This is a genomic window from Sporosarcina sp. ANT_H38, from assembly GCF_008369195.1.
Lineage (GTDB): Bacteria > Bacillota > Bacilli > Bacillales_A > Planococcaceae > Sporosarcina.
The window spans coordinates 170,781-190,022 of the sequence record NZ_VOBC01000003.1 but is presented as its reverse complement, the minus strand read 5'-3'; the positions used below and the strand labels follow the sequence as shown (position 1 = coordinate 190,022).

Sequence of the window (19,242 nt, the reverse complement as noted above, 5' to 3'; positions counted from 1 at the left end):
ATGCATTTTCATTTATTGTTCACAATACGACGAGGAATATGCATGAATTGATTAATGAAATAGATTTTTCGTCAAAACGTTGTTACACTATTGGAAGGAAAAAGAAAAACGGAGGATCACTATCGTGACAATACGAAATTGGGTCAAATTCTTTTTTACAGCATTACTAATCGGAGGTTTCGTGACGGCAGTTGTAGGACTAATTGTTCGTTGGGAATTCTTCTCTCAATATTTATCGAATAGCGAATACGGTCAATTCATAGGTGCGTTTCTCTGGATGATTTTCCTTGGATTCACGATGAGTGTCGTTGCGCAAATGGGTTTCTTTGCTTATTTAACGGTCCATCAATTCGGCGTAAATATTTTCAAGACACTTACGTTATGGAACTGGGTTCAGCTTCTAATCATTACAATTGTCCTGTTTGACCTTGTTTTCTTCAGATTCCAATTGACGTCAGGTGAGACGGGACGTACAGTTTTGTACCTTGGATTACTGGCAACACTTGTGGGTGTTTCCGCTGTAACCGCCTATTTTAAAGCGAAATTGACGAAGAAACACACGCTCATTTCAGCACTGTTTTTCATGATTGTTATTACAACACTTGAATGGTTACCAGCGTTAATGGTGCGTTCAGGAAATATTGATTCATGGGTAACGATCCTGTTATTCCCACTTCTTGCTGTGAATGCTTATCAAATCTTAGTACTACCGAAGTTCAACAAGCAGTCGGATGAAGATAAGGTGAGATTGGAAGAACGCAGAGAAGCACGTGGGAAAGCTACGAAATCTGCTAAAGTAAAATGAAAAACAGTACAGCTGCCAAATGAATGGCGGACTGTGCTGTTTTTTTAAAAAGATAAGAAAGTATAAGTTTTCTTCAGGTCTGTTGATTAACCAAAAGTAGCCAGTAAATAACTTGAACACCACCTGGCCGCTACTTGTATAGGTGTGCTTTGGATCATTTTAGAATGAATGACTTCTAGTACGATTACCGAGATGTCTGGATGTGTAGGGATGCGACTATGTCGCATCCCTAGGTAATCGTATGGTTGTCCATCATCCGTCGCGCTCCAAATGCAATTTTGGCGGCTGATGCTTTCTCTATTATTTTTTCTTATTAATTTTAAAGAAGTGTCACTTTCTATAAGGCATCACAAGCTTACATGCATAATCTTTGCTAAAAGTTAGCAAGTAACACATTGCACAAAGTACAAGAGTGCCCGAAATTGTATCTTCGGGCACTTATACTCTCCATAGAATGTCATCTATTCTTTTCTTCCAAATCAACTGTATTTTTCACTTGTACATTGTAGGAACACGACAGGCAACTATTCACTACAGGATTACTGAAAAAAGTTTGGCTAGAAGTGACGGAGTCACTTCTAGCCAAACTAGGACCCCTCTGGGGAGGAATGAATTGCAATTCCTCTTTAAATCTGTCATGAATAGTTAGCCGAAAGCGATCCGAAAATGGTCCAGTGAAAATGAAGGTTATTAAGCCTTTCTCACCAAAATTTCATGCAGATAAATGGTTAATTAACAAACGTGAGTTTTCTTAATGATAGGGAGAATACGTAACGTCAGTAGTTATTCGGGTATTTTTTTCACCTTCACCGTTGTTCCAAACAACATATCTTCCACTGAAATAAATGTCCGATCTTTATATAACCTATTCAATCCAGCTAAATTAACACGGTTTTCACGATGATGGGGGACAGAAATGATTTCCCCTTTAGTGATAGTTGGAAGTTCACCGCCATGCCAAACAACAGATGAACCGAGTGCATTGATTTCGGCTTCCCAGAGCATGCTATGCAAAGTGATTGGAAAAACTTCGTCAACGGTACGGAACCAAAGAGGTTTTATTTCGAAAGTTTTTTCAAACTGTTCAAGTTGCTCGATGAATAATGGCGTGTTTTGTTCATAGGTAATTCCTTTATCACCAAGAAGTCCGACGGGGATATTTTTTTCTTTGATGAGTTGTACTGTTTCTGGGAAACGTTCAGCCCATTTCATGTCAACGAGTAGTAGTGGAAAAGGTTTACTGAGTTCACGGATCCATTGTTCCACTTCTACATCACCGAACGAAATATTCACGGTAAGTGCAGAACCGTTAGAACCGCGTACAATAACGGCAGGCTTCTCCGTTACGCGAAACACAGATACAAGTGAAAGTTGTTTAGGTAAAACGAGAAGATTTAGGAAGAGCGCGCAGCAAATGATGGTGATGATCATGTACTTGTTTCGCATATGTTGTCCCCTTTTTGCATAATCTATTTTAGTTTATGAAAGTGTGTTGACAAATATGCGAAAGATATGATATTGTATACAAGTTGCTGTCGGGCACAAAACAAATTTTTAAAAAGGTCTTGAAAAAGATTATAACTTTGTTATAATAGAATTTGTCGTGAACGACATGAACAAACTTTTTAATTATTTATTATTCCGCAGTAGCTCAGTGGTAGAGCAATCGGCTGTTAACCGATCGGTCGTAGGTTCGAGTCCTACCTGCGGAGCCATATGCTTCCATAGCTCAGTAGGTAGAGTGCTTCCATGGTAAGGAAGAGGTCACCGGTTCGAATCCGGTTGGAAGCTCCAGAGCGACTCAATTCTTGTTGATGCAACTGAAATCCCATTAAAGTCGGGATAATCAAGCATGATAATTGGTACGTGACTGAACGAATATTTAATGCGGCCCCTTGGTCAAGCGGTTAAGACACCGCCCTTTCACGGCGGTATCACGGGTTCGAATCCCGTAGGGGTCATTAAAACTTTTTCAACACGAAGTGTAGGAAATAGTTTACCTTAAAGTAATTTAAGGTTTTAGATTTTGTTTTACATATTTAAAAATGGTGGGGTAGCGAAGTGGCTAAACGCGGCGGACTGTAAATCCGCTCCTTCGGGTTCGGCAGTTCGAATCTGCCCCCCACCACCAATACTTTTTCAATGCAAAGCATTAAAAAGAGTAAACCTTAAAGGTTAAATATGCAAAGCATTGAAAAGAGTTAACCTTAATTATTAATGGGGTATAGCCAAGCGGTAAGGCAACGGACTTTGACTCCGTCACTCGTTGGTTCGAATCCAGCTACCCCAGCCATTTTCTTGCTTTACCAAACCATGTGATTTACAAATAGTTTTATTAACCCCTTTCGCATAAGCGAGAAGGGTTTTTTTCTATTTTTAGCCAGATTTAATTCTATATATTGATCAAATGATATGTCGATATGAACTGAGTTACCCCTAGCGCAGTCTCGAATTCAATGGAATTCTTTATTTCAACATATATAGCCCGAAAGAATGAATATATTGTAGACTAAATGGGGTTATAATTATTTTCGGAAGTCTTTGTTATGTTGAAATAGCTATTCGGGAAAGAGGTGATTTTATGCAAGTAGATAATAAAATGATAGATGATTTGATTCGCCATAATAGTAGTCATAGTGCTGAGAAAATACTGAGGGACATTGCCTATGCTCTTGATCAGTCAGCTATCGTTGCTATTACGGACCGTACGGGAAAAATAGTATATGTAAACGAGCTTTTTACGAAAATAGCACAATACAGCATGGAGGAACTAATAGGAGTCGACCATCGGATTATCAATTCCGGTTTTCATCCTTCGAAGTTTTTCAAAGAGATGTGGGCGACAATAGGCCAGGGAAATACATGGCATGGTGAAATTTGTAATAAAGCCAAAGATGGGTCTTATTATTGGGTCGATACGACCATCGTTCCGTTTTTAAATGATAAAGGAAAGCCGTATCAATATATTTCCATCCGCCATGACATTACTGAAATTAAAGAGTCTGAGCGAATGATTCGTGATCTTGCTTATAATGATCAACTAACTAGCTTACCTAATAGGACGTCATTTCAGAAGATGTTCCAGCAAGAAATAGAAGTGGCAAAAAAGCAGGGAACAAATCGTGCTTGTGTTTATATGAATGTCGACCGTCTCCGCTATGTTAATGATTCGCTTGGACATGAGGCGGGAGATTATATATTGTCCGTCATTGCGAAGAGATTAAAGATGTTTTTAAGAGACAGTACTATTATTGGCAGACTTTCGGGTGATGAGTTTGCATTACTTTTGTTAGATATACATGATACGCAACACGCTGAACAGTTGGCAAAAGAAGTTAAGCGATATGTTGAGGAACCTATTGAAGTAAAAGATCAAATGCACACTCCATCTTTAAGTTTCGGGATTGCTTTATACCCTGAACATGCAAAAAAACCTACAGAGCTTGCAATGAAAGCGGAAAAAGCCCTTGCTATCGCCAGAGAGCATGGCGGCGGAGGATGTGAGATGTACCAGCCTGGGACAGCTTCCAAAACATTGGAACGAATCTTACTGGAGAATGAGTTGAGGAAAAGCGTCCATCTGGGTCATCTCCATCTTGATTATCAGCCTAAAGTGAACTTGAAGACGGGAGAAATGATAGGTGTTGAAGCGTTAGTACGCTGGAATCATCCTGATCTTGGCAGGATTCCACCCGATAAGTTCATTCCCCTGGCGGAAGAGACAAAAATCATCATACCTCTAGGTGAATGGGTGCTGCGTGAAGCTTGTGGACAGGCAAAGAAATGGCAGGATAGTGGATATAAGACTTTTCGTGTTGCAGTCAATATGTCAGCAGTACAATTGGAAGAACCGACAATCTTGAATACCATTAAGACAATACTTAATGAAACGGGTATTACAACAGATTTGATTGAAATCGAATTAACTGAAAGTGCATTTGCTGATAGGGAAGACATGCAGGGAAGAATTCGTGAGATAAGGGCATTGGGTATTACGGTGTCCATCGATGACTTCGGAACAGGTTATAGTACGTTTAGTTATATCAAAGAACTACCAGCTGATACGATTAAAATCGATATGTCCTTTGTACGAGATATACATCTAAATGAAGATAGCCAGGCAATCGTCAGGGCTATTGTAACTTTAGCAGATACAGTAGGCTTGAACGTGATTGCGGAAGGTGTTGAGTGCGAAGAGCAAGTGACTATCCTGACGGAATTAGGTTGTCGCGAGGGCCAAGGGTATTATTATAGTAAGCCAACGTCGCCAGATACCTGTGAACAGTTCATGGAAAAGAAGCCATAAACGAATAAATATTCAGATACCTGTTGAGTTGAGCCAAACCTTCCTATGGACTTATACTAGAGATATAGATTAAGGGAGGTAATTTGACATGGAACATTTGAAGATTTCTTTAATAGGTGTACCACTTGATTTTGGACAAAGTCGTCGTGGGGTGGATATGGGTCCAAGCGCAATCCGATATGCAGGTGCTGTAGGAAGAATTGAATCGATTGGCCATCAGGTGACGGATGAGGGCGATGTTCAGGTAAGTGCAGTGGAGCGAAAAAAACACAATGATTCTAATCTGAAAAACTTAGATGAAGTTATTCAAGCAACTACTGAGCTGGCGCAAAAAGTGGCGAAAGTTGTGGAAGCAGGTAGATTCCCACTTGTTTTAGGAGGGGATCATAGTATTGCTATTGGAACACTCGCTGGCCTTTCGGACAAGTACAAAAACCTTGGCGTCATTTGGTATGACGCGCATGCAGATTTTAATACTGCAGAGACATCGCCTTCCGGTAATATTCACGGCATGCCACTTGCAGTAAGTGTTGGACTAGGACATGAAAGTCTCGTAAATATACATAATGAAGGTCAAAAAGTAAAACCAGAGAATGTTGTAATCATAGGCGCACGTTCTGTGGATCCAGAAGAACGTCAATTGATCAAGGAACAAGGCGTCAAAGTCTTCACGATGCATGAAATCGATCGCTACGGAATGACGGCGGTTATGGAAGACGCCCTTATCTATTTACGTTCACGTGAAGTCGACGGTGTCCACTTGTCTCTTGACTTGGATGGCCTCGATCCGCTGTATACACCAGGAGTTGGAACGCCGGTGCCGGGTGGAATCAGTTATCGAGAAAGCCATCTTGCAATGGAAATGCTGGAAGATTCGGGTATGATTACTTCGGCTGAATTTGTAGAAGTAAATCCAATTCTGGATGAAAAGAATAAAACAGCTGATGTTGCGGTGGGTTTAATGGGTTCACTGTTTGGAGAAAAACTACTTTAATCAGCTTTTGGAAGCCCGTCTAGTAACGTAGACGGGCTTTTTTTTAGGAAAGTCTTGGATAAATTGCGAAACCCCACTCGAATCTTCAACACCCCATGACATTTTCATTTCGAATCCCGCATTTCGTTTTAATCTACAGCCTCCTGCTTTTTCAACCATGAAATATAATAAGGAAATAACTAACAATATCTGTTAAAATAAAATTAATGAAAAAAATGAAACCTGTCGATACCTTCAAACGTATAGAAGGGACAGCCGCATAGGGCGGAGGGTAAAATACATTGGATGAACTGATCAATAAACGAGTAAATGAAGTCCTGAAAGGCGATCAAAATGCATTTGAAGAAGTAGTGACTTTATTTCAGCATCGCTTATACCAAGTGTGTTACAGGATGCTTGGGAACGCACAAGAGGCAGAAGATATCGCGCAAGAAGCATTCGTCCGTGCCTATATCAATATCCATACTTTCGATCAAAAGCGGAAGTTTTCAACATGGCTGTTTCGGATAGCAACGAATTTATGCATTGACCGGATCCGAAAAAAGAAACCCGATTATTATCTCGATGCGAATGTACCAGGTACAGATGGACTGAATATGTATTCGCAGATTGCTGCATCTGGTGAGTTGCCTGAAGAGGAAGTCGAAAGAATGGAATTACAGGATCGCATTCATTACGAAATCGGAAGGCTTCCTGATAAATACCGTTCGGTCATCATTTTAAGGTATATTGAAGAATTGCCGTTGCAAGAGATCGGTGACATTTTGGAATTACCGCTAGGGACCGTAAAGACCCGTGTCCACAGAGGGCGGGAAGCGCTTAGGAAACAGATGGGGAATGTGTAGGAGGGAATTAGTATGGATACGTGTCCGGAACAAATCGTTCACTATATGCACGCGTATTTAGACGGTGATATTAGCCGTGATGAAGAGCGGATATTGAAAGAACATCTAGAGAGCTGCAAAGAATGTAAGGAAATCATGAATGGCCTAACTGAGTCCATTGCTTTTATAGGAAGTGTTGCAAAAATAAAAGCGCCAGACAGCTTTGTGGATAGCGTCATGGCACGACTTCCAAAGGAGAAGTCTCAAGCGGGCGCTCAGCGATGGCTACGAAAACACCCGTTTTTTGCGGCTGCAGCCATGTTTTTAGTACTGATGAGTGCTACACTATTTTCAAGTTACGGAAACGATCAGCAGTTTTCGGTGACGAAACAACCGAATCTAATTATCGAAGGCCAAACGGTACTCGTGCCTGCTGGTGAGACTGTTAAAGGTGACATCGTTGTTAAAAATGGCACACTCCGTGTCGAGGGAGAGGTAGATGGCGACGTAACAGTTATCAGGGGTTCTAAATTTATGGCCTCCACAGCGTTTGTGACTGGAAAGAGCGAAGAAATCGACAAAGTGTTTGACTGGCTCTGGTATAAAATGAAAGAAACAGCTAAGGACATCTTTACGCCTTCAAAAGATAACAAGGAAGAAGAGGAGTAAAATGAGCGATCCATGCGAGCCGCTACGAGTGGTAAGCGGTCGCTCTTTGTCATTTTCTCATAAAGGACAGTACAGGGCTGATATGCTATAATGTTAGGATAAGAAATTGTTTATGAAGGTAGGCGAAGCACATGCCCAAATGGCAAGATTTAATCAATTTCAGTCCAGTCGAGGCGCTTATTAATATCGCGGATGTGCTTCTCGTCTGGTTCGTATTCTATAAATTATTTACAATAATAAAAGGAACGAAAGCGGTTCAGCTTTTAAAAGGGATTTTTGTTCTTATCATCGCTCGCTATCTGACCGAGTATTTTGGCCTTAATACGTTGCTATGGATGATGGATCAGGTTCTGATGTTTGGATTTCTGGCTATTATTATTATCTTCCAACCCGAACTGCGGCGTGCACTCGAACAAGTTGGTAGAGGACGGCTATTTGCTCGTTCAATGATGCAGGAAGAAGAGGAACGTGACCGACTGATTGAAGCGTTTGTGAAATCTGTCAGTTATATGGCGAAACGTCGAATTGGAGCGCTTATTTCAATTGAAAAGGAAACAGGTCTAAGTGAATATATTGAAACTGGTACCGGCATGGATTCGCTGATTACATCTGAACTTCTTATAAATATCTTCATCCCAAACACACCGCTTCACGATGGTGCAGTCATTGTCCAGCGTAACCGCATTGCTGCAGCAGGATGCTATTTGCCACTATCTGAGAGTGCGTTCATCTCCAAGGAACTTGGTACACGACATAGAGCAGCCATTGGAATTAGTGAAGTAACGGATGCCGTAACGATTATCGTATCCGAAGAAACGGGAGCAGTAAGTCTTACTGCGAACGGGGATATTGATCGGAATCTTGATATGGAGGAATTTGAAGCACGGCTGCGAAGAGTGTGGTTCGGCTTAACACCTGAAAAGAAGGATACTTCGATTTGGAAGCGGAGGTGGAGAAGAAATGGATAAATTTATGGATAACCCATGGTTTCTTCGTTTCACAGCCTTATTCCTTGCGATAATTCTTTTTTTCACCGTGCAGGCGGAAGAGAAAAAAGGTAGCAAAGCTGTTGGAGATGCGATGGATATCATTCGTGAGGTCCCTGTAGAAGTATATTACGATAATGAAAACTTAGTCGTTACCGGGGTACCGGAAACGGTCAATATGACAATTGAAGGACCCGCGAATATCGTTCAGACTACGAAATTGCTGAAAGACTTCACGTTACGGGTTGATTTATCGAACTTGCCAATGGGCAAGCATACTGTTCGTATTCAAGAGGAAAATATTTCGGAAAAATTGCAGGTGCGGCTTGATCCGGCGTCAGTTACCGTCGTTATCGAAGAGAAAATCACACAATCATTCCGAGTTGACCCTGAACTGAATGAACGTTTGCTTGCTGAAGATTTCAATGTAGTTAATATAGATGTCGTTCCAGCAACCATCGAAGTGACGGGGGCGAAGAGTGTCATTGAATCAATCAGTTTTGTAAAAGCTTCTATAACAGGAGATAAGGTAATTAACAAATCATTCGAGCAACAAGCCCGGGTCCGTGTTCTGGACAAAGATTTGACGAAGCTGAATGTGACGATTGTCCCTGAACAAGTAGCGGTCAAAGTTGAGATTTCCGAATATAGTAAAGAAGTGCCAATTACACTTAAATCACGTGGAGCTCCCGTTTCGGGTGTCACTATCGATACCATTTCAGCTGTTGATAAAACAATTAGTTTATCCGGTCCAAGGAAAGTCTTGGATCAGATTAAAGAATTCAGAGTCGATGTGGATGTATCGGAAGTAAATGGACAAGAAACAAAGGTGATCGATTTGAAAAAACCTAAAGGTGTTTCAAAGATGTCCCTGGATAAAATTAAAGTAAAAGTCGATGCAACAGTCGATGAAACAGTCGAAACAGAAGTGAATGATACAGAATTGGAAGTAATCAAACCTGAACCGCCAGTCGAGAACGTGGAAGTTACTTCGAAGGAATTTATAGATATACCTGTTACGATAAAGGGACTTAATGAACAGTTTTCGAGTACATTTCTGAAACCGGAGGATGGTTTGGTTGTACTAACTGTTACGGGGGAACAAGATGTAATTGATAGATTGGAGAAATCGGATTTCACCGTCTCTGTCGATGCATCTGAAACAACAGATGAAGGAGAACAGAACTTCTTGGTCACGGTTGAAGGACCTCCAAATGTCCAATGGATACTATCAGATAAAGAAGTAACGATGCATATTGAACTTGCTTAGCATTCGGTTGAATGTGCAGGATTGAAAGGGAGAATGGAAATGACAAAGTATTTCGGGACCGATGGTGTCCGTGGGGTTGCAAATAAAGAATTGACACCGGAGCTTGCTTTTAGATTAGGTAGAATGGGTGGGCATGTGTTAACGAAAGAATCATCAGGAAAGTCACAAGTACTTGTCGGTAGAGATACACGTATCTCAGGTCATATGCTTGAAAATGCCTTAATTGCGGGTCTTTTATCGACGGGTGTTGAAGTGATGACTCTTGGGGTTATCAGCACACCAGGTGTCGCTTACTTGACGCGCGTCATGAATGCACAGGCCGGAGTCATGATTTCGGCTTCACATAATCCTGTCGAAGACAATGGCATTAAATTTTTCGGTGCAGATGGTTACAAACTAACGGATGAGCAGGAAGAGGAAATTGAGCAACTGCTAAACGCACAAGAGGACTCGTTGCCGCGTCCAACTGGAGCAGACGTAGGTTCTGTTACAGAGTATTTTGAAGGCGGACATAAATATATCCAGTACTTAAAACAAACAGTCAACGAGGAATTCACGGGTATTCATGTTGCACTCGATTGTGCACACGGTGCGACATCGACACTTGCGACACATGTCTTTGCTGATCTCGATGCGGACCTGACAACGATGGGTGCATCGCCAAACGGCTTGAACATTAATGACGGTGTTGGTTCGACTCATCCTGAAGAATTAGGTAAACTCGTTGTTGAAAAAGGTGCCCATATCGGCTTGGCGTTTGACGGAGACGGTGATCGTCTTATCGCTGTCGATGAGAATGGTAAAGTTGTCGACGGTGACCAAATTATGTTCATCATCGCACGTCATTTACATGAAGAAGGTCGTCTTAAATCAGGAACGATTGTCTCAACAATTATGAGTAATCTAGGTTTCTATAAAGCACTTTCGAATAACGGCATGAAAAGTATTAAAACCGCAGTTGGTGATCGATATGTTGTCGAAGAAATGAGAAAAGGGAATTATAATTTGGGCGGCGAACAATCAGGCCATATTATATTCCACGACTACAATACAACTGGAGACGGGCTTCTTACAGGACTTCAGCTTGTTAATATTATGAAGCTTTCTGGACGGAAACTTTCCGAACTAGCGGCAGAAATGATAGTTTATCCACAAAAACTTATTAATGTGCGTGTTACGGATAAAAATGCGGTGACGGATAATGTACGAGTTGCAAAAGTGATAGCGGATGTAGAAAAAGAAATGGCTGGCAACGGTCGTGTTCTTGTTCGACCTTCAGGAACTGAACCACTTGTGCGCGTCATGGTAGAAGCACCTACTGAAGAAGATTGTGCACTTCTTGTCCAACGCATTGTCGATGTTGTACAAGAGGAAATGGGAACAGAATAACTTATTGAATCATTGAACGAAGATGCTCTTATGGCATCTTCGTTTTTGTATACTATCAAGAACGTAAAAAGGATATCTGCTAGATAGTGGAGACACTATCTAGCAGATATCCTTTATTAATTCTATAGCCGTTATTTAGTTTTCAACCAAATCGGCCGTTGATGTAGTCATCAGTGCGTTCATCTGTTGGTGTACTGAACAGTGTAGATGTACGGTCGCATTCAATAATTTCACCATTCAAGAAAAATGCAGTACGATCTGAAATGCGTGCTGCCTGCTGCATGTTATGTGTGACGATTGCAATTGTCACGTCGTTTTTGATATTGCGAATCAATTCTTCGACTTTATGTGTGGATACCGGGTCTAGCGCTGAAGTTGGTTCATCCATTAAGATTACTTCCGGGTCTACTGCGAGACAGCGAGCAATACAGAGTCGTTGCTGTTGTCCACCGGAAAGTCCGTAAGCGCTCTTGTTAAGACGGTCTTTTACTTCATCCCAAAGAGCCGCTTTTCGTAAGCTATCTTCAACAATTGTATCCAACATCGCTTTATTGCGGATGCCGTGAATTTTAGGGCCGTAAGCAACGTTTTCGTAGATTGATTTTGGAAACGGATTTGGCTTTTGGAACACCATGCCTACTTTTGAACGAAGCAGTTCAACAGGCATTGCCTTGCCAAGAATATTGTTACCCATAAATGTTACATTACCGGAAATGGTGACGCCACCTACATTTTCTACCATGCGGTTCAATGTTTTTAAATACGTAGATTTTCCGCAGCCGGAAGGGCCGATAATCGCAGTTACTTCTTTTTCATTGATGGACAAATCGATGTTTTTAAGCGCATGTGCTGTACCATACCAAAGATTTAAACCGTTTGTTTCATAAACGGCTTTTGTCCAGTTTTCATTTTTCATGACGCGGAGCTTGGTGTCTTCAGTAGGCCGAATGAGTGTTGTCATAATAATCCTCCTATCGATTTTGAAGCTTTTTCTCTGATCTAATTCTAAAATAAATAGCGAATCCGTTCATTATAATGAGCATGGCCATTAGGACGATAATACCCGCTGAAGCGGCATCCGCGAATTCTGGTTGCGGGCGTTTTGCCCAATCGTAAATTTGCATCGGAAGAGCTGTAAATGTGCTTAGTGGTCCAGTTGGCAGAAATTGAACGATAACCGGAATTCCCAGAACGATAAGCGGTGCTGTTTCACCGATGGCACGTGAGAAGGATAAGATACTTCCAGTTAAAATGGAGCCTATTGCGGACGGTAAAATCACATGAATGATCGTTTGCCATTTTGTTGCGCCCATGCCGTATGAAGCTTCTCGAAGTGTGTCGGGAACGGAACGAAGCGCCTCTTGGGAAGCTACGATGATGATTGGTAAGACGAGCAAACTCATCGTCAGGCCAGCTGCAAGGATACTGTTACCGAGTGATAGTGCACGGACGAACAAAGTTAGTCCAAGAAGTCCGAAGACGACAGAAGGTACGCCGGCAAGATTACTAATATTCATTTCAATAAAAGATGTCCATTTATTTTTTTTAGCATATTCTTCAAGATAAATAGCCGAACAAAGGCCTAGAAACATCGATACTGGGATAACGACGGCCATAAGGGCTAGTGTACCGATAAGGGCTGCTTTAATGCCCGCCTTTTCAGGGAAGCGGGAACCGAAATTCGTAAAGAATGAAAGGTTCAACCGTTCGACCCCATCTGCCCCAATGCCGTAAAATAAGAAGGCGGTAATTCCGAGTATTGCGGCGACAATGGCACCGAACAGCCATTTCATCGCTGAATCTTTAGCAATTCGACGATTTGTTTTTGACTGTAGAACGCGGTCCATATTAGTATTCCTCCCTGAATTTCGTCTTAATGTATAAAGCAGTCCTGTTCATTAGGAAAGTGAACAGGAATAACGTGAAACCAACAGCATAAATGGAGTAATAAATTGTTGTACCATAGCCTGCATCGCCTGTTGCGACTTGAACGATATAAGAAGTCATCGTTTGAATTGAACCTGTAAAGTCCATATTGAATACTGGTGTGGAACCGGCGGCAAGAGAAACAATCATTGTTTCTCCTACGGCGCGTGATGCAGCAAGAATAATCGACGCGGCAATCCCGGAAATTGCTGCGGGAAAGACAACTTTGATAGCTGTTTCGAATCGAGTAGAACCGAGCGCATAAGACCCCTCGCGGAATGCAGCAGGAACTGCAGAAAGCGCATCTTCCGAAAGTGAGATAATCATAGGTAAAATCATAATCCCGACTACGATACCGGCACTTAGTGCATTAAATAATTTTAACTGTGGAATGAATGACTGGAGCCAAGGCGTGACGACTGTTAAGGCGAAAAATCCGTAAACAATCGTTGGGATACCGGCTAGTAACTCAATGATTGGTTTGATGTACTTTTTAATTTTTGGTGATGCATATTCACTGAGAAAAATTGCACATGCAAGTCCGAAGGGGACCGCGATAAGAAGTGCGACGCCTGCGATTTTCAAAGTTCCGGTTATCAAGGGAAGAACGCCGAAAGTCTGATCAGCATTGGAAAAAGGTGCCCATTCTGTGCCGAAAACGAAGTCGGCAATCTTAACTTCTTGGAAAAAAATGAATGTCTCTTTTAGTAGTGTGTAGATGATTCCGAACGTTGCCAGTACAGTAACAGAAGTAACGGCGAGTAAGAGGTGCGGAATAATTTTTCCGAATTTCTCATTCTTCTTCGCAGCAGCAATGACGTCACGTGTCCGCAACTTTTCTGTTGGTTTTATTGAAGTCAATCCATGGACCTCCTATTGAATAGCATTGTTTAGTTAGATGAAACGTCGTTTAGTTGCATTGGACCGTTATGAACTTTGGATTAAAGGGTGTTGGGTTTACTGAGAAATGTTTGGAACCTATGCGAATGTTGTCTACTTCACGGAAAAAATTTCATTCCTCGGTTATACAGTTGAAAGGATAATGGCTGCCTTAATATGCAAGGCAGCCGCAAATGATACTATGTTTGATGATTATCCGGTTTTATTTCACAGAATCCAATGTTTTACGTGCTTCTTCATAGTCTGCTTCAGGAAGCTGTACATAACCGACTGCTTTGGACATTTCTGCTGAGTTATCAATTACGAATTCCAGGAAGTTGCGAACTTCTTTTTTCTCTTTTACTGCCGCATTGCTGACATAAACGAATAGTGGACGAGAGAACGGTGTGTATTCGCCGGACTCAATTGTTTTCGCATTCGGTTCAACACCGTCAATTAATACTGCATTCAGAGAGTCTTTGTTTGATTCGTAATAGGCATAACCGAAAAATCCAACTGCATTTTTGTCGCCTTTAATGCCCGTAACTAGAACGTTGTCATCTTCAGAAAGTGTTGCAGATTTTACAAGGTCAGCATCTTCTAAGACAACTTCATTGAAGTAGTCATATGTTCCAGAATCAGTACCTGGTGAATAGAAGACGATTTCTTCTGCAGGCCAGCTTGGATTAATGTCAGACCATTTTTTAGCCGTTCCATCTTCAGTCCACATCTTCGTGAGATCTTCGACAGTAAGTGAATCGACCCAAGTGTTTTCTTTATTAACAACCATTGTCAAACCATCGTTCGCAATTTTTAGTTCAGTATAGTCAACGCCTGCTTCGTCAAGCTTAGCTTTCTCTTCATCTTTAATTGGACGTGATGCATTTGAAAAGTCTGTTGAACCAGCGATGAATTTCTCAAATCCACCACCTGTACCAGAAACACCTACGGAAACTTTAACGTCTTTTTCGGCTTGTGCATATTCTTCAACAATCGCTTCCATGATTGGGGCAACAGTGGACGATCCGTCGCCTGCTACACTACCGCTCAAACTTTCGCCTGTTTTAGCTGATGTATTGCCGTCCGTTCCGCCGCAAGCTGCTAGGAAAATCGAGCATGCGAGTCCGAGTGTTGCAAGTGTCTTCATGTTTTTCATCTGTTGTTGTCCCCCTAAAGTGTTTTGACTACAATTCATATGATAGCGGGGTATTGTTTAGCGCGTGTGAAGGGGATATTAAGGTTTTGTAAATGAGGTAGGGGGTTATATGATTTGTGTGGGCAGAAATATGGTCGGTTGTCTGCTATATATGCTCGGTGTAGCAACCTCTCAAAAACAAAAAAGGCATGCCCTAAAGAGAATAGGGCAGCCCGTATGATAGCTGAGGTTATTCGAAAATATAATGTAACGCTTTTACAGCCTGATCTACTGATTCGACTGTTGCGTTTGCTTTGCGCGACAGTTCTTTCAGTGCATGATGGTGTTGTTCATTGCGAATAAGAATGAGCGGTTTGCCGAATGCGACGGCGGCACTCGCATCCATCGCAGTATTCCACTGCTTATATTTCTCCCCGAATAAAGCAATGACAAGATCGGCTTGCTTCAATAACAGCTCCGTGCGCAAATTATTGAAGCTAGACGCTGCAGTATCTTTGGAAACTGCATTCGGTTGCTTGCCTAGAATATCTTCCCCGATGTTATCAGAACGGTCGTGGTTTTCCATGGGACCGACGAAATCGATTGGCAAATTAAGTGCAGCAACTTTCATCTTCACTTCCTCGCGCCAAGAACTATGGATTTCTCCTGCCAGGTAAACAGTTAATCTCATATAAATTCCTCCTAATCAGTAATCTTAATTGTAACATTCCTATTCAAAATGTTGCTCGTGAATGACCGAAAGTTTAGAATATAACTATAGAGATAGGGGGGATTTTGCATGAAAACACTTTGGCATAACGGCACGATGTATACGATGGAACAAGAAGGCGACCAAGTTGAGGCACTGCTCACAGAAAACGGTAAGATTAGTGCAGTTGGTACATATGAGGATTTAAAAGAACGAGCAGATAATGAAATTGATTTACAAGGTTCCGTTCTTTATCCAGGATTCGTCGATAGTCATATGCATATGATTGGCCACGGTGAAAAGTTACTGAGTCTGGATTTATCGAAGGCATCGTCCGCTGATGACATGATGGACATGCTTATAAATGCTTACCCCGATTTAAAATCAGATGAATGGTTTATCGGAGAGGGTTGGAATGAAAACAATTTTCCAGATAAAAAGATACTTACACGTTATGAATTGGATAAGGTGACGGATTCCCCTATGATTTTGAAGCGAACATGCCGGCATGCTGCACTCGCAAATTCAAAAGCACTTGAGCTGGCAGGTATTTCAAAAGATACACTCGATCCTGAAGACGGTGCCATTATGCGCGATGCGAACGGTGAACCGACGGGCTACTTGAAAGAGGGAGCGCAGGAAATGGTGCTAGCCCTCATTCCGGAGCCGACAGAAGAATCATTGACACGGGCTTTAGACAAATCCGTTGATGATTTGCTGTCACTTGGATTAACAGGGGGCGTAACAGATGATCTTGGTTATTACGGCGATTACAAAAATCCGCTACAAGCGTTCAAAAACGTTATTGGTAAACAGAAGAAATTCCGCGCACATCTATTGCGACGGTCAACTGTATTCAAGCAATTGATGGAAGAACGAGCTACTTATAATGAACCTTGGATTGATCCAGGCGAAGTGAAGTTTTTCATCGACGGAGCACTTGGGGGTAAAACTGCATTGTTAAGTAAACCGTATGCAGATACGCCGGAAACGTCCGGTATGACAGTCATTACAGACGAAGAAATCGATGCGATAGTCGCTCTCGCACGCGAGTATGGAGAAGCGATTGCTGTCCATGTCATTGGGGATGCAGCTGCTGAAAAAGCACTCGATGTGATTGAGAAGTACCCGGTACCTACTGGCAAACGTGATCGACTTATTCATGTAAATGTCTTGCGTGAAGATCTAGTCGAGCGGATGGAAAAACTGCCAGTCATCCTTGATATACAGCCGGTGTTTGTGTCGTCAGACTTCCCGTGGGTCATGAATCGTTTAGGGGAGGACCGTCTTGACTGGGCTTATGCTTGGAAAAAGTTACTGGACCGTGGGTTCATTTGCGGTGGTGGTTCGGATGCACCGGTTGAGGAGGTTGATCCATTGCTTGGCATATATGCAGCGGCGGCGCGTCGGAAACCTGGAGAAACCCATGAAGGCTATTTGCCTAATGAAAAATTGAGTCGCTTTGAAGCGGTCGGTTTATTTACAACGGGAAGTGCAGGCACAATCGGGAAAGCGGATGTTCGCGGTAAGCTTGCGCCAGGATTCGATGCTGATTTCACTGTGCTCGACAGGGATTTATTCCAAGTGAAAGATGAAGAGATAGTGAACGCAACTGTTATGCTGACTGTTATCGCAGGTGAAGTGATGTATAGAGGTGATGAACATTAAGAAAGCAAAGAACTGGGTAGAGAATGAAATAGATGTCGCTGTTCAGTCAATGAAACGACTTCCGGGTAGCACATCTTCCATCCTTTATGAAGTGACAACGGACAACTCGACGCTTGTTTTACGTCAGTTCGACAATATGGAATGGCTCTCGGAAGAACCCGATCTCGTCCAACATGAGTCGACGAGTCTCAAACATGCATCAGCTAACGGACTTCCGGCACCATTACTTATTGCGTTTGATGAAGCAGGAAAGGCGAGTGGGTTGCCGTCTGTGCTCATGACGAAAGTTGAAGGGAAGGTTGAAATTTTACCGGATGATTTCAATAAATGGACGGATGGTTTAGCGGAAATACTGGCGAAAATTCATCGGATAACAGCGGATGACTTTCCATGGGTATATGAATCCTATACAAATCGTGATGAGATTGAAATACCAGAGTGGACAAAAAAACCAGATAAGTGGCAGGCTGCATTTGACCGATTAAAAGCCGAGACACCAGCATTCAAGGAGACATTCATTCACCGAGATTTCCATCCTACAAATGTATTGTGGCTAGATGGTGAAGTGACTGGAGTCGTTGATTGGCCGAACGCATGTCGCGGTCCAGTTGGGATAGATGTTGGTCATTGTCGGGTCAATCTTGCGCTATTGTATAGCGTGGAAATAGCAGATTTATTTTTGACAGCCTATGAAAAGCATGCCGGTTCTACGTTTACATACAATTCGTATTGGGACATTGTGTCGGCATTCGATATTCTTGAAGGCCCTCCGACTGTTTATAGCGGATGGGCGACTTTTGGTGTAACCGGGTTGACGGATGCAATGATGGAAGAGCGACTGGATGCATTTGTGGAAAGTCTCGTTTTCATGGGATGAATGGTAGGTGTTCATAAAATAGCTTTGGCCTACCTTAACTCATACAAAATCCTCACTTATAATGTGGTAAGCTAGAATCAACCTATCTGTATTGAACAAATGAATCCCTATATAAACTGAGTGAAAGCATCCCTTAGCGCCGTAGCGAATTCAAATGAATTATTTAGTTCATCATATATAGAAAAAGGGGTCCGACAAATGACGAACAGTTGGCATGAGCGTTTTTCCACAAAAGAATATGTCTATGGCAAAGAACCCAACGAATTTCTCGTGGAGGCGGCACAGCAGTTGCCTAAGGGTAAAGCGCTATGTATCGCAGAAGGAGAAGGTCGAAACTCTGTTTACTTAGCGACGCTTGGTTTCGACGTGACGGCATGGGATTATGCGCCAGCCGGACTGGAGAAAACCAAGCAGTTTGCAGATGAAAAAGGCGTCGTCGTAAAAACAGAACTTCGAGATTTGTCGGAAGTGATCTGGGAAGAAGAACAATGGGATGCTATCGTCCACATCTTTGGGCATTTCCCGGGAAACGTTATGAACCGTACGTTATCAGGTATAAAAAGGGCATTGAAACCAGGCGGCTTTTATATAAGCGAACTGTATACGAAAGATCAAATCGACTATGGAACAGGCGGCCCGCGTGTCGAAGAAATGCTGTGTGATCCAGTTCAGATGCTGGAACAATTCGAGGGTTATTTCGTCAAACACTTCCATATTGGGGAAGTCAATCGTGTGGAAGGCCAGCTACATACTGGAACCGCACACGTCGTACAAAGTATGTTTCAAAAAAGAGAGGAAGAGTAAT

The 19,242-nt window shown here is 42.2% G+C and carries 17 protein-coding genes and 5 tRNA genes; 16 read left to right on the top strand and 6 right to left on the bottom strand.

The annotated features are described in order from the left end of the window. Nucleotides 1–124: 124 nt before the first annotated feature. Nucleotides 125–805 (top strand): KinB-signaling pathway activation protein, encoded by a 681-nt coding sequence (locus FQ087_RS16430; RefSeq protein ID WP_149581676.1) that lies wholly within the window; start codon nt 125–127, stop codon nt 803–805. A 783-nt stretch (nt 806–1,588) separates the two neighbouring features. On the opposite strand, the gene FQ087_RS16425 is transcribed toward FQ087_RS16430, so the two are convergent. Next, entirely contained in the window at nt 1,589–2,251 is a 663-nt protein-coding gene (locus FQ087_RS16425; RefSeq protein ID WP_149581675.1) for a polysaccharide deacetylase family protein, read from the bottom strand. A 194-nt stretch (nt 2,252–2,445) separates the two neighbouring features. On the opposite strand from FQ087_RS16425, the gene FQ087_RS16420 reads away from it, so the two are divergent. The 12 genes from FQ087_RS16420 (at nt 2,446) to glmM (ending at nt 11,243) form a co-directional block, all read left to right on the top strand. Further along, nucleotides 2,446–2,520 (top strand) — tRNA-Asn (locus FQ087_RS16420). Between the two features lie 3 nt (nt 2,521–2,523). Further along, nucleotides 2,524–2,599, top strand: a tRNA-Thr gene (locus FQ087_RS16415). A gap of 95 nt (nt 2,600–2,694) precedes the next feature. Then, nucleotides 2,695–2,766, top strand: a tRNA-Glu gene (locus FQ087_RS16410). An 86-nt stretch (nt 2,767–2,852) separates the two neighbouring features. After that, nucleotides 2,853–2,936 (top strand) — tRNA-Tyr (locus FQ087_RS16405). 87 nt (nt 2,937–3,023) lie between these two features. Beyond that, a tRNA-Gln gene (locus FQ087_RS16400) sits at nt 3,024–3,098 on the top strand. A gap of 288 nt (nt 3,099–3,386) precedes the next feature. Further along, nucleotides 3,387–5,111: a putative bifunctional diguanylate cyclase/phosphodiesterase gene (locus FQ087_RS16395; RefSeq protein ID WP_223145611.1), complete on the top strand. Its 1,725-nt coding sequence runs from the start codon at nt 3,387–3,389 to the stop codon at nt 5,109–5,111. Nucleotides 5,112–5,199: 88 nt separating this feature from the next. Continuing rightward, nucleotides 5,200–6,105, top strand: coding sequence for an arginase (gene rocF / locus FQ087_RS16390; protein WP_149581674.1), 906 nt, complete (start codon nt 5,200–5,202; stop codon nt 6,103–6,105). 281 nt (nt 6,106–6,386) lie between these two features. Next, nucleotides 6,387–6,950 (top strand): RNA polymerase sigma factor SigW, encoded by a 564-nt coding sequence (gene sigW, locus FQ087_RS16385; protein WP_149581673.1) that lies wholly within the window; start codon nt 6,387–6,389, stop codon nt 6,948–6,950. A 12-nt stretch (nt 6,951–6,962) separates the two neighbouring features. Then, nucleotides 6,963–7,598, top strand: coding sequence for an anti-sigma factor family protein (locus FQ087_RS16380; RefSeq protein ID WP_149581672.1), 636 nt, complete (start codon nt 6,963–6,965; stop codon nt 7,596–7,598). A 131-nt stretch (nt 7,599–7,729) separates the two neighbouring features. Then, entirely contained in the window at nt 7,730–8,566 is an 837-nt protein-coding gene (cdaA, locus tag FQ087_RS16375; protein WP_149581671.1) for a diadenylate cyclase CdaA, read from the top strand. Next, complete coding sequence (locus FQ087_RS16370; RefSeq protein ID WP_149581670.1) at nt 8,559–9,854, top strand: CdaR family protein; 1,296 nt, start codon at nt 8,559–8,561, stop codon at nt 9,852–9,854. Before cdaA ends, FQ087_RS16370 begins: the two co-directional genes overlap by 8 nt. 39 nt (nt 9,855–9,893) lie before the next feature. After that, on the top strand, nt 9,894–11,243 hold the full coding sequence (gene glmM, locus FQ087_RS16365) for a phosphoglucosamine mutase (RefSeq protein ID WP_149581669.1): 1,350 nt from the start codon (nt 9,894–9,896) through the stop codon (nt 11,241–11,243). Nucleotides 11,244–11,385: 142 nt separating this feature from the next. On the opposite strand, the gene pstB is transcribed toward glmM, so the two are convergent. From pstB to FQ087_RS16340, 5 genes are all read right to left on the bottom strand, one after another. Further along, nucleotides 11,386–12,159 carry a phosphate ABC transporter ATP-binding protein PstB gene (gene pstB / locus FQ087_RS16360; protein ID WP_255452428.1) on the bottom strand — a complete coding sequence of 258 codons (774 nt, stop codon included), beginning with the start codon at nt 12,157–12,159 and terminating at the stop codon, nt 11,386–11,388. A 55-nt stretch (nt 12,160–12,214) separates the two neighbouring features. Beyond that, nucleotides 12,215–13,090 carry a phosphate ABC transporter permease PstA gene (gene pstA / locus FQ087_RS16355; RefSeq protein ID WP_149581667.1) on the bottom strand — a complete coding sequence of 292 codons (876 nt, stop codon included), beginning with the start codon at nt 13,088–13,090 and terminating at the stop codon, nt 12,215–12,217. 1 nt (nt 13,091) lies between these two features. Continuing rightward, a complete protein-coding gene (gene pstC, locus FQ087_RS16350) occupies nt 13,092–14,030 on the bottom strand; it encodes a phosphate ABC transporter permease subunit PstC (protein WP_149581666.1) in 939 nt (312 codons plus the stop codon). 241 nt (nt 14,031–14,271) lie between these two features. Then, complete coding sequence (locus FQ087_RS16345; RefSeq protein ID WP_149581665.1) at nt 14,272–15,204, bottom strand: PstS family phosphate ABC transporter substrate-binding protein; 933 nt, start codon at nt 15,202–15,204, stop codon at nt 14,272–14,274. Between the two features lie 229 nt (nt 15,205–15,433). Continuing rightward, a complete protein-coding gene (locus FQ087_RS16340) occupies nt 15,434–15,874 on the bottom strand; it encodes a YtoQ family protein (protein ID WP_149581664.1) in 441 nt (146 codons plus the stop codon). 108 nt (nt 15,875–15,982) lie between these two features. Between FQ087_RS16340 and FQ087_RS16335 the strand changes: the two genes are divergently transcribed. From FQ087_RS16335 to FQ087_RS16325, 3 genes are all read left to right on the top strand, one after another. Continuing rightward, nucleotides 15,983–17,560: an amidohydrolase gene (locus FQ087_RS16335; protein WP_149581663.1), complete on the top strand. Its 1,578-nt coding sequence runs from the start codon at nt 15,983–15,985 to the stop codon at nt 17,558–17,560. Continuing rightward, nucleotides 17,550–18,437: an aminoglycoside phosphotransferase family protein gene (locus tag FQ087_RS16330; RefSeq protein ID WP_149581662.1), complete on the top strand. Its 888-nt coding sequence runs from the start codon at nt 17,550–17,552 to the stop codon at nt 18,435–18,437. The genes FQ087_RS16335 and FQ087_RS16330 overlap by 11 nt, the downstream gene beginning before the upstream one ends. 198 nt (nt 18,438–18,635) lie before the next feature. Then, a complete protein-coding gene (locus FQ087_RS16325) occupies nt 18,636–19,241 on the top strand; it encodes a class I SAM-dependent methyltransferase (RefSeq protein ID WP_149581661.1) in 606 nt (201 codons plus the stop codon). Nucleotide 19,242: the final 1 nt, after the last annotated feature.